This is a genomic window from Celerinatantimonas yamalensis, from assembly GCF_046054155.1.
Lineage (GTDB): Bacteria > Pseudomonadota > Gammaproteobacteria > Enterobacterales > Celerinatantimonadaceae > Celerinatantimonas > Celerinatantimonas yamalensis.
This window is the reverse complement of sequence record NZ_JBEQCT010000003.1, coordinates 259,560-274,144: the sequence shown is the minus strand read 5'-3', so window position 1 is coordinate 274,144 and position 14,585 is coordinate 259,560. Positions and strand designations below refer to the sequence as shown.

Here is a 14,585-nt window from a genome sequence, read left to right as displayed (position 1 = left end):
TATAGCGCGGCTAAGAGTTTCTCATTGTTCGAAGATTGGCCAGTGAATCTGAAATCAACAGCGCTGTTGGCCTTTTGAGGATTTCGTTGTACGATTCAAGGTGAACTAGTTTCCTTTTCAATTCACGAATTTCAATTTTCTCAGCCATCATAGGGGCAGCGTGTTACCTTGACGTTCCTCTTTTAATTGTCGCCACCACTTGTTCATAGTGACTTGCCCACATTCATCGTCTGAACAGCTTGCACTACGGAATAGTTTGGGTCCAGGGCAAGAGCGTGAATACTTTATAACCAGCTATACTGCTTGAATTTTAATCTAACTAGATGTTTTATGACGAAAATTACATCTCAAGTCTGAATACACCTATTCTGTATCAGTTAAAAACTCATCTTCTTGTCTATTTTTTGATCAATAATATCAAATTTGACTATTCAAAAAACGTTCAAGCTCTCGCCCTGAGTTTGGGTCCAATAATAATATTGGTCGAGATTTGAGATAGTCTAACTAACATTAGCTTGGTGAAAATAAAATTCCGAATGGAGATTGCATTATGCGGATTGCCGCTATTTATGACATTCATGCAAATTCAACAGCTCTTGAAGCCGTCATTGATGAGATTAAAAAACGCAAGGTAGATCGAATCGTTGTGGGTGGCGATGTTGTCGCGGGCCCTTCACCATTAGAAACATTAACGCTTTTGCGAAATATAACCATTCCGATAGATTTTATTCTTGGTAATGCTGAATCCGAGCTATTAAAACACATTGCGGGAAAAGACGTCGAGGAGCTCACCGAAACAGCTGATGAAGTGACTCATTGGCTAGCAAAACAGATGACAACCGAACACAAACAGTTTCTATCCAGCTGGATACCTACATTAGAAATTCAGACCGATACGTGGGGCCAAGTGCTTTTTTGCCATGGATCCCCCCGTAGTAATACTGAAATATTCACTCGCCTAACGCCGGGAAAAAAATTGGCTTCTATATTTGGTCATATATCGACGTCAATGGTTGTATGTGGACACACTCATATGCAATTTAAGATAACATCTGGAAGTATTAGCATAATAAATGCCGGCAGTGTGGGCATGCCATATAGTCGAACAGGCGCCGAGTGGTTACTTCTCGATGATGAAATACATTTTATGCATACAGATTATGACATAAGCAAAGCTGCTGAGCTGATCCGAAAAACCAACTACCCTCAAGCAGAAGAATTTGTTATGAATAATGTATTAAATACCCCTTCTGAAGAAGAAGCCCTTGAAGTATTCAGCCAAATGGAGCGAAATCAAACCGTATTAGAAGCCTGATAAAAGGTATTCATTTGAACACTACCTTGCACTTGGATTCAATACAATTATCTTGGTTTTTACTAAAAGCAAAGTAGCAGAAAGGCACCAACTTACTCGCCGGTGAGCAAGACATAGACCATTGGGAACCAGTACGTCATGAAACCATCGTTCAATATCTGCTCCATTACTCGCCAAGACTACGCTAACTGGCGGCCACTCTGGGATGGATACAACGCGTTCTACGGCCGGTTTAGTGCCGGCCGGGGTAATGCAGGGCTTGACGGGTGTAGTCTCGGGTAAGTTTGGCCAGGTTCTCTAGTTTCTGCTCTTTCATTTCTAAGTGCTAGCGATAGGCCATAAGTGCGAAACTGTACAAACAAGACCGCGGACTTATTCCCCATATAGGTATTGTATTCGTCGCCCTCCCAACATAAATCGGGTGTGATCAAACAACTCGATCACAAAAAATAGGCACAAAAAAGCCAACACTGACGGGACTGGTTGTGTAAGCCGCTTTGGGGAAGTTTCTACGCCGCGTTACTGAAAACGGTAGCTGATTGATGATCCGGAATCAACGATTGCTTGAAGATTCTAATCAGGTCAGTGATTTTCAATAGGTCATGCGGATTCATTAACCTTTATACCCTTTTATACCCTTTTTTTTCTATGATTTATAACATATTGATTTTTATATGTAAAAAATAAGACGAAAAATAAAGGGTATTTTAAGAAATTTGCCCGAATTCCTTTCATAGACAAGGAATTACCGCTAATATAATCTTGTTCACTGCCGCACAGGCAGCTTAGAAATATCAATTTAATCTAAAATAAATGATAAGTAAGTTCACTGCCGCACAGGCAGCTTAGAAATAGACCTTTTGAAACGTCCATTCCATCAAAAAGTTCACTGCCGCACAGGCAGCTTAGAAAAACGGCAACATATTTAGTCTTCATTTCCTTCAGTTCACTGCCGCACAGGCAGCTTAGAAAATTTGATCACCTTTCTTATCTGCGAATGTTAAGTTCACTGCCGCACAGGCAGCTTAGAAAAACATTAGGCGTGGATACTGAGATTGTAGCTGGTTCACTGCCGCACAGGCAGCTTAGAAAGATAAGTATCTTTAATTCGGATCATCAGTTCAGTTCACTGCCGCACAGGCAGCTTAGAAAGAACACGCCAGATCACGCGGTGATGCAGGCTAGTTCACTGCCGCACAGGCAGCTTAGAAAACGATGTAATCCACGCCGAGTTCAGCCCAAATGTTCACTGCCGCACAGGCAGCTTAGGTGACGAAGGACCGAAACATCGTTTCGCAGGCTGAGGAAGTGAGGTCATGGATGACCGATGTGAGCCGCTCCATGGATGGATTGTTAGCACACACTTCACTAAACCACCGTTCACTGCCGCACAGGCAGCTTAGGTGACGAAGGACCGAAACATCGTTTCGCAGGCTGAGGAAGTGAGGTCATGGATGACCGATGTGAGCCGCTCCATGGATGGATTGTTAGCACACACTTCACTAAACCACCGTTCACTGCCGCACAGGCAGCTTAGGTGACGAAGGACCGAAACATCGTTTCGCAGGCTGAGGAAGTGAGGTCATGGATGACCGATGTGAGCCGCTCCATGGACGGATTGTTAGCACACACTTATTTTATCTCCCGGCATTCGCTGCGCTACTACCGGGCTACAACAGGCAGCTTAGGTGACGAAGGACCGAAACATGGTTTCGCAGGCTGAGGAAATGAGGTCATGGATGACCGATGTGAGCCGCTCCAGGGAAGGATTGTTAGCACATACTTATTTCATCTCCCGGCATCCGCTACGCTACTACCGGGCTACAGCAGGCAGCTTAGGTGACGACGGACCGAAACATCGTTTCGCAGGCTGAGGAAATGAGGTCATGGATGACCGATGTGAGCCGCTCCATGGATGCCGCGTATGACGTTTTTTAGGCCTCAGAAGGACCCGTACCAGATAAGCATTCATTCAAAATTTATGTATTTTTATCAATTAGTTAAAATCTAAACGCAAAAAAAACCCGGTAAAGATACCGGGTGGGTCATCATCAGACGACAAGCAAAAGTGTAACAAGCAGGAGCTATATTAATAGTTATATCATTAGTAATCAATCACCCATTTGAGGTAGATTTTAATAATCTATGCTTTTGTCATTGACTAGAAATAGACGAATAGTAATCGTATTCAATTCCCCCACATCCTCGACAATTGCCAATCCTATTTAGGTATCTTTTTTCATATAACTGACGCATCAGATTACTCGCCTAACTTTTAGATGGCTTCGATCGTCACCTTTCACCCTTGACGTTTTAGCCGACGCAGTTCTGTGGCAACCGCTTGTTTCGCTTCACTGTCACTTTATCTTTGCCCAACTGTTTAAACAGCGATTGATTGCGGGTTTGGTAAGCGTAATGGTTTCAATCTGTTTGCCGCTGGCACTTTGTGACTCGCCAATGGGCACAAAGATGTATAACCGCTCGGCAGGTTTGGCCACCGCATCGAACTGCTTGGCGAGCCGCTTGAGAAAAGCCGGCGCGCTTTCATCGGTGCGATTATCGTGCTCGATTTCAATTTTTTGTAATCGAAGATGGACAAAAATATCGTAGCCAAACGGGGTGACAACGTCCGAGAATATCTGTGCCAGGGAAGCAGCTGGCCGATTATCGCTTTAAAAACTCGCTTTGGTCAGCAAGGAACGGCGCGACCGTTAACACCAATTGTACGGTTCGCGGCTGCGTGGTTGCCGTGCATTGGGTGATTTGAAAGACATCGCGCTTGATATCATCCAGATACACGGTGTATTGCTCGCCTTTCGGTGGAATACCATCGATATCCGATGAGCCAATCGTGAGTGAGAGCGAATCGCCCTCGGTGCCGTTGCCATCTTTTAGGTGCCACGACTGAAGCCGATCCATCATTAGATCGGCATTTTTTCCGGTTAGTTTGAACAACATGGTGGGATCTCAGAAATGAAAAAGCTATATTTTGGTAGACAAAGAGAAATATTATTTAATATAAAAACCATATTTAATAAAATTTAAATCTACATTATTGATTCAATTGAATTTATATTAAATGACTAATTATTTATTATTACTATAAATATCAATAATATTTTTTATGTTAAATTAAAATATCAAAATGATAATATTTATTGAAAATATTTTTTTTTGATATACATTTAATATGTAATGTATCGATAGTACCGCTAATTTTTAAATTGTAATAAGGAAGCTAAAATGGCATCTCGAAGCACTGTTGTTAAATTTCAAAATGAGACTGACTTAACTCTCACACGGTCAAATGCAGAGTTACCTCATGGAGTATGGTCAAGCAATATGTACCCTCCTGAGACCGTGGAAGCAAATTCAACTGTAACGTGGGAATCTGAATCAGATGGGTTTATGACAGGTACTGAAGGAACAGCCAGTTATAACGAGTCGAATATTACTATTACAATAAATTGGGACAATCCATTTGTTGGTGATAACTCATATTCATGTTCTAGTTCAGATAATACCTATACTATCCATCAAGAATCAGGTACAGGTGGCGGTGATAATGCGACGGTCACATTCACCCTAACTAATGGCGGAAATTAGGTTCAAAAATAACAATTAGACTCCAATCAATAATAGAATTTAATCTAATACTGATGAAATATCGATGTTCTATTCTAAATTAATCATTAGCTAACTGAGGGCTATTTTTGCCCTCAGTTAGACAGTAGTCAATTTAGTATTATACTTATATCAATTCCTCGTCACCGTAGTCTGTTTCTGCACACTGGCCACATCGGGTAATGTGACGGTCATTGATTGGGGAAAGATGGCCACACGAATTTGTGGGTTAAGTTCGTAGAACGCAGCGTCCATATCATCATCCAATTGCTGATAAAGCAAATCAGTCACAAACTGGCCGTATTTCGCTTGTTCATTGGCAATACGCATCAAACGCGGTGCGTTTCAGTTCTCTCCTTTCATCTGTGATCCCATCATAAAAATTAAGTGTTTGAACATTGGATCGCGGTCTTTGCTTCGATGGTGCATACACAGTGACGGATATAGAAGATGATTAATCCAGTGGGGCTAAAAACTATTCACAAAAAACTACTTGTTTCATATTTCTCTAAGCGACGTTGCCCTGTATGATCGAGAGCAACTTTAGCAACAGTACCACAACTTTGGGGTTGTGGTATGAATACGCGAAAATAGACGAAATTTCTGGTTATTTTGACGATCTAAAAGAATAGAAGGTAATCAAAAGGAATTTTATAATTTATTGAATTTTATAAGTTATTTGAGATAGCTAATTGATATGGCACTACTTATTAAAGATAACTGCATCGACTGCGACATGTGTGAACCCGAATGCCCTAACCAGGCAATTAGCTATACAAGCGGTAAAACACGCATTGATCCAAACCGCTGCACCGAATGTCAGGGGCATTACCCCGAGCCAACTTGTATGAAAGTGTGTCCAATTGATTGCATTATCATCGATCCTGATCATCAAGAAAGTGAAGAACAATTACTAGAAAAATTTGTCATATTGCATGGGGACATTCTGTCCCAATAAAGCAGCTGACCGTAGGGAAATAGGTCTATGTTACGACGTCTTATTTGGCCTTTGGCCGTTGCGCTGGTCTTTGTTGCCAGCATGCCATTAGTTAACGGTTGGGTTGCCCACCGACTTGCCACACAATTAGTCCCCCAATTAGGGATGAAGGTTCTAAGCCATCAATATCGCTGGGGCTATTTAACCGGGCAAGAAACATATCAGCTAGCCAATAACCACCACCGTGAACAGGTACGGATCAACTGTCAGTATTGGGGATTGGGCCCTAAAGCGGTGATCTTTATCAATCAGCGTGAATTATTGACCAGTCAATGGCGCTGGCATCTTGGTTCGTTGTCAATCACAGGGCAACATCACTATGTGGGGAGCAATCCTCTATTTCGCCAATTGACGATAACAACTCAAATCTCGCCGACTCGACTAACCCATAAAGTCAGGCTTGCACATTATCAACAGCACTTTGCTCAACAAGATGGTGCATTGAAAGTCTCACAATTTCAATTCGACACGCAAGCAAGTTATCCTCGCTTTAAGATCTTATCAGCACAACACACAACATGGCACTACCAGCTGAAACTTGACAATTTATCGATTGACTCTCAAGCGTTGCAGTTTCAACTCAAGGGATTGCAGATGCAAACCCAAATTGACCCAGCTAATCCGCTTAGTCATTATAAAAGCGACTTACAATTTGCCCTGTTGCATTGGCGCAGAGGCGCGCTACCCATTGATTTGGAACACGTGAACACACAGATTACGATGCAAGCGTCTAGGCAAGCGATTGCAAACCTCAACACCTTGCAACTGAGCACTCGTTGGCAAGAACAGCTAGCGCCATTAATAGCCAATGGGTTGCATATTCGCTTTAATCCCCTGGTCATGCATAGCCACCAAGGAAAAATGGAACTGACTGCATCGTTAGCCATTGCCCCGACGACGCTCAGCCATTCGTCACTAGATGGCTCACTCTTATTACAAAACGCCAGTCTTGAACTGCATGCCAAAACTAACACGCAGTTTATTGATAATCTACTCCCCGACGCTTGGTTGGCATTTACCGAGCGAGCTATTGCCAATGGCTTAATTAAACAACAAGGCAATATATTGACAGCGAACTGGATCTATCAACGCGGCGAGTTAAAACAAAAACCGGATCCAAACCCAAGTTAGATAAGCGCTGCTTGCTGCTGCATCACCCAACCCGATGCTAGCGCTATCAGTTGATGGACAGGTTTGGGCAGTTCATCATAATCGATATTATCCAACAGATTTTTTATTTCTAATCCGAGTTGGGTATCGCCTTCAATCACCAAGCGCCGCTGAAAAAATAAGGTATCTGGGTCTTCACGCCGCCCCATCATCACAATAAAGTCGTTCAAGTGACCCGAAAAACATACATCGCTCGCTTGGCCTTTTTCAGCGACACACAGCTTGCCATTTCGATAGGTAATCATCCAGTTCCCGGCAATATCTTGCACTTGTAGAGTGACCCTGCGCTCCTGCAAAAAGTCGAGTTCACCTTCGTGTATCGCTTCACTAAATAATTGATTCAGCGCTAATTCTAACACTGGTCGTTGCAGTACAAACGGCACCCACTTAATTGGAATACTCGCCAGCCGCGGACCTTGACTAACAACATGGTGTTTCAGTGTTTGAAGCAAAGCCACTGTACTCTCCTTTGATAACGCTCTAATTTGGCTAAATAGATCTCGGTACTAGTCTAGCGTGGCACGCTTGGCAAAAAACTGTGCTGAGTCAAAACCTCGATAAATATCCTTGGGTAAACTACATCTATTATTTATAAGGATAAAATCAACTATGGAACTACTTTGTCCGGCTGGGAGTCTACCCGCCGTAAAAGCAGCGATTAATGAAGGGGCGGATGCCGTCTATATTGGTTTTAAAGATGCAACCAATGCCCGCCATTTTGCAGGGCTTAACTTTTCCGGAAAGCGGCTCGAACAAGCCGTTCAATACATTAAAGACCATCACCGCAAACTGCATATTGCGATTAATACCTTCGCTCATCCGGGCCAACAACAGGTGTGGGAAAAAGCGATCGACCAAGCCGCTGAGCTTGGCGCAGATGCAGTGATCATGGCAGATATTGGCCTACTCGAATACACAGCCAACCGCCATCCTAATTTAGAGATCCATCTTTCGGTCCAAGCTTCGGCAACCAATACGGCCGCTATCGATTTTTATAAAAAGAATTTTGCAATTCAGCGTGTCGTTTTACCGCGAGTATTGTCTATTCATCAAGTTAAACAGTTAGCAAAACTGCGCCCTGAAGTTGAATTTGAAGTATTCGCATTCGGTAGTCTATGTATTATGGCTGAGGGACGCTGTTACCTCTCGTCCTACCTAACGGGTGAGTCCCCAAATACAGTGGGCGCCTGTTCACCAGCTAATTATGTACGCTGGCAGCAAACCGACAACGGGCTGGAATCAAGACTCAACGAAGTTCTGATCGACAACTATAAAGAAGGCGAATCAGCTGGATATCCAACGCTTTGTAAAGGCCGCTTTAACGTTGATGAACACTGCTACCACGTATTAGAAGAGCCAACTAGTCTCAATACTCTTTCCGTGTTGCCAGAGCTTTTCGATGCCGGCATTGCATCGGTTAAAATTGAAGGTCGTCAACGCAGTCCAGCCTATGTGGAGCAAGTTACTCGGGTTTGGCGACAAGCCATCGACAGCTATTTAGCCGATCCTTCCCGCTATCAACCCGCTGGTGAGGCCGTGCTCAATCATTTAAGTGAAGGTCGTCAAACAACCCTTGGCGCTTATCATCGCGCTTGGCAGTAAGGATAACTATAATGCAATATGCGATTGGCCCTGTCCTCTACTATTGGCCAAAAACTGAACTAGAGCAGTTTTATCAGCAGATCCAACAAAGCTCCGCCCCCATTGTCTATTTGGGTGAAACGGTCTGCAACAAGCGCCGTGATATGAAACCAAATGACTGGCTTGATATTGCCCAAACGTTAGCCGCTTGCGGTAAACAAGTGGTGTTGTCAACACAAGCACTATTGCAAGCGCCATCGGAAATTAAAGTGCTTAAGCAATATTGCGACAATGGCGAGTTTTTAGTCGAAGCAAATGACATTGGCGCGATTGATCTTTTACATGAACGCAAGCTTCCATTCGTCTGTGGCAGTGCCATTAATATCTATAATGCTGCATCTTTGAAGCTGCTACTGCGTCAAGGTATGGTGCGCTGGGTGATGCCTGTTGAACTCTCTCGTGATTGGTTAAGTCAATTGTTAGCTGAACTACCAAGTGATAGTCGCAGTCAATTTGAAGTAGAAGTCTTTGGCTATGGGCATTTGCCACTGGCCTACTCGGCGCGCTGCTTTACCGCACGCTCGCTCAATCGCAGTAAAGATGACTGTCAAGAGTGTTGCCAAGATTACCCTAGTGGTCGAAAAGTTTTTAGCCAAGAAGGCCAGTCTGTTTTTGTATTAAACGGCATCCAAACTCAATCGGGGCAATGCTATAACTTATGTAATGATCAAGAAAGTATGACAGGGTTAGTCGACATTCTGCGCATCAGCCCTAGTTATCAACGCACCAATGCGGTGCTGGAGCAATTTAACCAAGCGGCGCTAGGACAACGCCAACCGCTTGGAGAGGATGTGAACGGATATTGGCACCAGTTAGCTGGGCTTGAAGTCGTTAACTAACTCAGGCTTTAGAGCGTGAACTTACAGCTCACGCTCTTGCATATGTAGTTTCTGACGATAAATTTTAAGCTCTAACAGTGCTAAACCATGTTCAACATAATCATAAACGTTGTTAGCCAATGATAGTTTAAAATCATTTTGTGCCAGCTCTGATTGATGGGTTAACTGCGCCTGCTTACCCAAATAGAAATAAGCTTCACATAACTGTTCAGCCTTCAACTTATTATCTTGAGTAGGTTGCACTTTTGCGAGCAACTGCGAAGGCGTTAATTCATCAGCGAATAGCGCAACTAACTGCCACCCCCATTCATAACTATTCTGTGAGCGATGGTATGCTTTGATCAAGGCTGTGTGCGCCGCTTTAGGGTTAATTTTAACGCTTATTAAATATTGCCACAGTACTCGATAAGGGTCATTAGGGGTTTGTATTTGATAGCGCTGAATATCTTTCTCAGAAAGTTGATACTTATGCCCATAATAAAGCGCTAATGCTCGCGAAAAATAAGCATAGTCATAATTAGGGTCCAGTTCAATAACCGAATCAAACGCTTCATAGGCATTATCTAAATCTTGATTTTGCAGATAATATAACCCAAGGAAGTTATAAGCAGGCGCATAATCAGGAGTAACGTGAATGGCACGACTAAAATCGAGCCGAGCCATCGCACCTAAACCCATTTTGCTTAATACCAAGCCTCGCTCGTAATATAATTGAGAGAGTTTATCATCTTGGAATTTACCTGAATCAATCAGCTGTCCCAAGCGCACGAACTGTGCCTCGCTGAGATAATCAACTTGCAATGGCTGAGCTAACACCATCGACAGAGGCTGGGTATCCTTATGATTAGCACAGCCTCCCAATAACAATGCTGTGACAAGCACCAACCATAATGGTTTAGTCATAAAAATCCTTTCGGTTGTCTTCCATCAGTTCCAGCTATTCGCACGCAAGTCTTTATCAGGATAGCAACTACGCACGCGATGTATCCACTGGTGCAAATGATTTAACTAAATCGTCAAGCGCCTTAATCTGCGCCAAAAAGGGTTCTAATTTCGTCAGTGGTAAGGCACTTGGGCCATCACAAGGTGCATGTTCAGGATCGGGATGCGCTTCTAAAAAGAGTCCTGCGATACCGGTTGCCATCCCCGCGCGAGCCAATTCAAGCACCTGTTCACGGCGCCCACCAGATGCTTCACCAAAGGCACTACGGCATTGCAATGCATGTGTTACATCAAAAATCACCGGACGTTCATGGCAGCTTTGTTTCATCACCCCAAAGCCCAACATATCGACAACCAAGTTATCGTAGCCAAAATTAGTCCCTCGATCACATAAAATCAGCCGCTCGTTACCGCACTCAACAAATTTATCGACTACATTTTTCATTTGTGAAGGGCTTAAAAATTGTGGCTTTTTAATATTAATGGCCGCACCAGTTCGTGCCATCGCTTCAACTAAGTCAGTTTGTCGAGCTAAAAATGCTGGCAATTGCAAGATATCAACCACTTCGGCAACCGGAGCGGCTTGATGTATTTCATGGACATCGGTGATCACCGGAACGTTGAACTGTGCTTTAATTGCTTCAAATATTTTCAGCCCCTCTTCTAAACCGGGGCCTCGATATGAATGAATCGATGAACGATTAGCTTTATCAAATGAGGCTTTAAATACGTATGGGATACCCAATTTCTCAGTGACGGTGACATAGTGTTCGGCAACACGCAATGCCATGTCCCGTGACTCTAATACGTTCATTCCAGCCAATAAGGTAAAAGGGCGATCATTGGCAATCGTTAATCCAGCTACTTCTACATGTTGTGATGTCATAAACACTACTCTAAATAATTAAATAAAATGCAACCGTAACTATTTTTTGCATGATCTTAGGATCAGCTAGTGGAGCGTCGATGGCTCTTGTTCTAGGCTACGGATCTGAATTTTTAATAGATCGGCCACCGGATCACGCGGGCATTTTTCAATAAAATACTCATAATCATGGATGGCAACATTGGCACAATCAAGTTGCTGAAACAAAAAACCACGATCACGCATCTCATGTGGGTCATCGGGATTAAACTGTAATAATGTCTCAGATACTCGCAGCGCGCCTTCAAATTGATCTTCGCGGATCAACGCACTTTTCAAAGCAGACAACCAACGAACCATTACCTCTGGTTGTTCCAGTGCACGTAAGTGGTCCCCAGTTAAGCGCGCTAAATCGCCTTTATAACCACGGAGTTTGAGTTCAACTTCACGCAGCGTCAATTGCTCGCCAGTAAACGGGTCAAAGTAACAATCATCATCTAGAATAAAACGCAGTACAAAGCAACCGGGGAGATTAATCACGTCACACGGTAGATCCAGCTTATGAGCAAAATAGCTCACCAATAATGCCAGCGATGCCGACGTGCCTAAGCGCTGTTCAATCATCGTATCAAGATAAACATTCTGGCTGTTAAAAAAATCTTTCCAATTGCCAGAAAAAGCTAACTCGTGATAAACCAGATCGATAAGCTGCAGTAATCGCTCGTTCGCATCAGTCGCGGGGGTGTGCTGCAACAACCAATTACGCCACCAATTAAATAATTGATGACGGCTACGTTGAGACTCACGGCCAGATAACTCTTCATTTAACGCAAGGGCTTCAAATAACAACGTAGATTCTCCTGATTAAAACCAAATAGGCTGATGATGAATACCTGCTTGGGCCGCCATTGCGAGCCAACCACAGATACCCAACCCTATAACAATCCGCAATAACATGCGGCGAAAATGTTCAAAACAGATCCGAATTAATGCAGCACCCACCATCACCGAGGCTATTTGCTCAGCGTACCACAATTCGAACCAAGGGCGCATACCCGCTAACAACGCGCTCCAAGCACTAAAGATAATAATGGCTAAAATAAACGCCGCTTCAATTTTCTTCCAGCTTGCAAAAGGCAGCGTCAAGGTAGGCTTGAGGATCCTCAGCCACCACTGCGCCATCAATAGCACCAAACAGGCAACCTGCAAACCGTTCAATAAATTAGTCATGATCATGACTCCGATATTGTCCCTGCGTCACCCGCGGCTGACCGCCGTAATCACAATGCGTAGCGATCTGACTAAAGCCTGCCTCGTGCAATAACCGGGCGAGCGCATCTCCTTGCTGGTAACCATGTTCTATAAGTAACCAACCCTGAGCATGTAAATATTGGGGAGCATTTTTAATAATTTCAATGATATCAGCTAAACCATGCTGCTCGGCGATCAAAGCAGAACTAGGCTCAAAGCGAACATCACCTTGCTGAAGATGAGGGTCCTCAGCATCAATGTATGGCGGATTACTAACAATCACATCAAATTTTTCGCCAGCGAGCTCATTAAACCATGATGACAAACGAAAGTTAACGTTCACCTGATTCAACTCAGCATTATGCTTGGCTAATTGCAGCGCATCTTCACGAATATCAACCGCGCTCACGTTAACAGAAGGCCGTTCATGAGCGATCGCAATAGCAATTGCCCCAGTGCCGGTACCTAAATCAAGCAGCGACGCATTGTCGCTTAAGTGCGTTAATGCGTGCTCGACTAATACTTCGGTATCCGGACGGGGGATTAAAGTCGATGCCGATACCTTAAACGGTAACGACCAAAACTCTCGCTCACCAACCAAATAAGCAACCGGCTCACCTTGAACGCGCCGTGCCAATAACTGGGCATAGCAGTCAAACTGCTCAGCATTGAGTCGTCGCTGCGGCCAAGTCAATAAATAAGTGAGAGACTGACCCAAGGCGAAACTGAGCAATACTCGAGCGTCCAATTTGGCTGAATCGCTCATTGTTAACTGCTGATAGCCTTGCGTAAGTGCTTGGGCTATCGATGGCAGTGGCTCAGTCATTGTCAGCCAATGCAGCCAGTTGATCGGCGTGATACTCTTGCATGATGGGGTCAATCAATGCTGCCAAATCCCCTGCAATCACTTCATTCAGACGATACAAAGTCAAGTTGATACGATGATCGCTCACTCGCCCTTGCGGATAATTATAGGTGCGGATCCGTTCACTACGATCACCACTGGCAACCAGCTCGCGGCGCATACTCGTTTCTTGAGCACGGTGTTTTTCATCTTCAGCAGCTTGCAAGCGTGCTGCCAAAACAGACATGGCTTTAGCTCGGTTTTTATGCTGCGAACGCTCATCTTGACATTCAACAACCACACCCGTTGGGATATGGGTGATACGTACCGCCGAATCGGTTTTGTTAATATGCTGCCCCCCTGCCCCTGACGCGCGGAAGGTATCGACGCGCAAATCGGCCGAGTTAATTGAAACCGCTTCAGCTTCTGGGACTTCTGGCATAATCACAACTGTACACGCAGAGGTATGAATACGCCCTTGCGATTCAGTTTCAGGGACGCGCTGAACACGATGCCCCCCTGATTCAAATTTCATCACGCCATAGACATGGTCACCACTAATTTTAGCGATAAGCTCTTTATAACCACCATGTTCCCCGTCATTACATGAAATAACTTCAACTTTCCATCCACGATTTTCTGAATAGCGGCTGTACATACGAAACAGATCGCCCGCAAAAATCGCGGCTTCATCACCACCAGCGCCAGCGCGTATTTCTAAAAAGACATTACGCTCATCGTTGGGGTCTTTAGGCAGTAATAAAATCTGTAATTCACTTTCAAGGTGCTCGAGGGTGTGCTTAGCGTCGGTAATCTCTTCGGCCGCCATCTCCCGCATCATCGGGTCGCTGTCATTCTGCATCTCTTCACCAGCAGCTAAATCGGCTTCAGCTTGCTGATATCGATCAAAACATTGCACCACACCTTCCAGTTGTGAATATTCTTTGGTCAGTCCCCGAAAGCGATCCTGATCACTAATCACATCCGGCTCACCTAAGAGCGCTTGCACTTCTTCATAACGCTCTTTAAGCGTTTCTAATTTCGACAATATCGATGGTTTCATGTAGTTCTCTAAACAATGCTCAATTGGGATAACC

16 protein-coding genes, 1 pseudogene and 1 CRISPR repeat array are annotated in these 14,585 nt (G+C 44.1%); of the genes and pseudogenes, 7 read left to right on the top strand and 10 right to left on the bottom strand.

Features of this window, described 5'->3' with window-relative positions:
• Positions 1–70: 70 nt before the first annotated feature.
• A pseudogene (locus ABUE30_RS09305) lies at positions 71–272 on the bottom strand (IS3 family transposase); the annotation flags it as partial.
• Positions 273–550: 278 nt separating this feature from the next.
• On the opposite strand from ABUE30_RS09305, the gene ABUE30_RS09300 reads away from it, so the two are divergent.
• Both ABUE30_RS09300 and ABUE30_RS09295 read left to right on the top strand, forming a co-directional pair.
• Positions 551–1,315 carry a metallophosphoesterase family protein gene (locus ABUE30_RS09300; RefSeq protein ID WP_408623469.1) on the top strand — a complete coding sequence of 255 codons (765 nt, stop codon included), beginning with the start codon at positions 551–553 and terminating at the stop codon, positions 1,313–1,315.
• A 138-nt stretch (positions 1,316–1,453) separates the two neighbouring features.
• Positions 1,454–1,597 carry a hypothetical protein gene (locus ABUE30_RS09295; protein ID WP_408623468.1) on the top strand — a complete coding sequence of 48 codons (144 nt, stop codon included), beginning with the start codon at positions 1,454–1,456 and terminating at the stop codon, positions 1,595–1,597.
• 481 nt (positions 1,598–2,078) lie between these two features.
• A CRISPR array of direct repeats spans positions 2,079–2,588; the repeat unit is 30 nt; unit sequence AGTTCACTGCCGCACAGGCAGCTTAGAAAA.
• Between the two features lie 1,391 nt (positions 2,589–3,979).
• Here the strand turns inward: ABUE30_RS09295 and ABUE30_RS09290 are convergent.
• Complete coding sequence (locus tag ABUE30_RS09290) at positions 3,980–4,273, bottom strand: hypothetical protein (RefSeq protein ID WP_408623467.1); 294 nt, start codon at positions 4,271–4,273, stop codon at positions 3,980–3,982.
• Between the two features lie 285 nt (positions 4,274–4,558).
• Here ABUE30_RS09290 and ABUE30_RS09285 point away from each other — a divergent pair, with 285 nt between their 5' ends.
• Positions 4,559–4,921 carry an aegerolysin family protein gene (locus ABUE30_RS09285; protein WP_408623466.1) on the top strand — a complete coding sequence of 121 codons (363 nt, stop codon included), beginning with the start codon at positions 4,559–4,561 and terminating at the stop codon, positions 4,919–4,921.
• 150 nt (positions 4,922–5,071) lie between these two features.
• Here ABUE30_RS09285 and ABUE30_RS09280 read toward each other — a convergent pair whose 3' ends face one another.
• Complete coding sequence (locus ABUE30_RS09280; protein WP_408623465.1) at positions 5,072–5,269, bottom strand: hypothetical protein; 198 nt, start codon at positions 5,267–5,269, stop codon at positions 5,072–5,074.
• Between the two features lie 367 nt (positions 5,270–5,636).
• On the opposite strand from ABUE30_RS09280, the gene ABUE30_RS09275 reads away from it, so the two are divergent.
• Both ABUE30_RS09275 and ABUE30_RS09270 read left to right on the top strand, forming a co-directional pair.
• Entirely contained in the window at positions 5,637–5,897 is a 261-nt protein-coding gene (locus ABUE30_RS09275) for a YfhL family 4Fe-4S dicluster ferredoxin (protein WP_408623464.1), read from the top strand.
• 27 nt (positions 5,898–5,924) lie between these two features.
• The gene (locus tag ABUE30_RS09270; protein WP_408623463.1) at positions 5,925–7,067 is read left to right on the top strand and encodes a YdgA family protein; all 1,143 of its coding nucleotides are present in this window, start codon (positions 5,925–5,927) and stop codon (positions 7,065–7,067) included.
• Here the strand turns inward: ABUE30_RS09270 and ubiT are convergent.
• The gene (gene ubiT, locus ABUE30_RS09265) at positions 7,064–7,564 is read right to left on the bottom strand and encodes a ubiquinone anaerobic biosynthesis accessory factor UbiT (RefSeq protein WP_408623462.1); all 501 of its coding nucleotides are present in this window, start codon (positions 7,562–7,564) and stop codon (positions 7,064–7,066) included. The genes ABUE30_RS09270 and ubiT overlap by 4 nt on opposite strands.
• 151 nt (positions 7,565–7,715) lie before the next feature.
• On the opposite strand from ubiT, the gene ubiU reads away from it, so the two are divergent.
• A complete protein-coding gene (ubiU, locus tag ABUE30_RS09260; RefSeq protein WP_408623461.1) occupies positions 7,716–8,708 on the top strand; it encodes a ubiquinone anaerobic biosynthesis protein UbiU in 993 nt (330 codons plus the stop codon).
• Between the two features lie 11 nt (positions 8,709–8,719).
• The gene (locus tag ABUE30_RS09255; protein ID WP_408623460.1) at positions 8,720–9,586 is read left to right on the top strand and encodes a U32 family peptidase; all 867 of its coding nucleotides are present in this window, start codon (positions 8,720–8,722) and stop codon (positions 9,584–9,586) included.
• 21 nt (positions 9,587–9,607) lie between these two features.
• On the opposite strand, the gene nlpI is transcribed toward ABUE30_RS09255, so the two are convergent.
• The 6 genes from nlpI to prfA all read right to left on the bottom strand — a co-directional run bounded on the left by nlpI (position 9,608) and on the right by prfA (position 14,551).
• On the bottom strand, positions 9,608–10,489 hold the full coding sequence (nlpI, locus tag ABUE30_RS09250; RefSeq protein ID WP_408623459.1) for a lipoprotein NlpI: 882 nt from the start codon (positions 10,487–10,489) through the stop codon (positions 9,608–9,610).
• Positions 10,490–10,556: 67 nt separating this feature from the next.
• Positions 10,557–11,414 (bottom strand): 3-deoxy-8-phosphooctulonate synthase, encoded by an 858-nt coding sequence (gene kdsA / locus ABUE30_RS09245; RefSeq protein WP_408623458.1) that lies wholly within the window; start codon positions 11,412–11,414, stop codon positions 10,557–10,559.
• Positions 11,415–11,480: 66 nt separating this feature from the next.
• The gene (locus tag ABUE30_RS09240; RefSeq protein ID WP_408623457.1) at positions 11,481–12,242 is read right to left on the bottom strand and encodes a SirB1 family protein; all 762 of its coding nucleotides are present in this window, start codon (positions 12,240–12,242) and stop codon (positions 11,481–11,483) included.
• Between the two features lie 15 nt (positions 12,243–12,257).
• Positions 12,258–12,623, bottom strand: a complete 366-nt coding sequence (locus ABUE30_RS09235; RefSeq protein WP_408623456.1) for a hypothetical protein — start codon at positions 12,621–12,623, stop codon at positions 12,258–12,260.
• Complete coding sequence (gene prmC / locus ABUE30_RS09230; protein ID WP_408623455.1) at positions 12,616–13,470, bottom strand: peptide chain release factor N(5)-glutamine methyltransferase; 855 nt, start codon at positions 13,468–13,470, stop codon at positions 12,616–12,618. Before prmC ends, ABUE30_RS09235 begins: the two co-directional genes overlap by 8 nt.
• Positions 13,463–14,551, bottom strand: a complete 1,089-nt coding sequence (prfA, locus tag ABUE30_RS09225) for a peptide chain release factor 1 (RefSeq protein WP_408623454.1) — start codon at positions 14,549–14,551, stop codon at positions 13,463–13,465. Before prfA ends, prmC begins: the two co-directional genes overlap by 8 nt.
• Positions 14,552–14,585 lie beyond the last annotated feature (34 nt).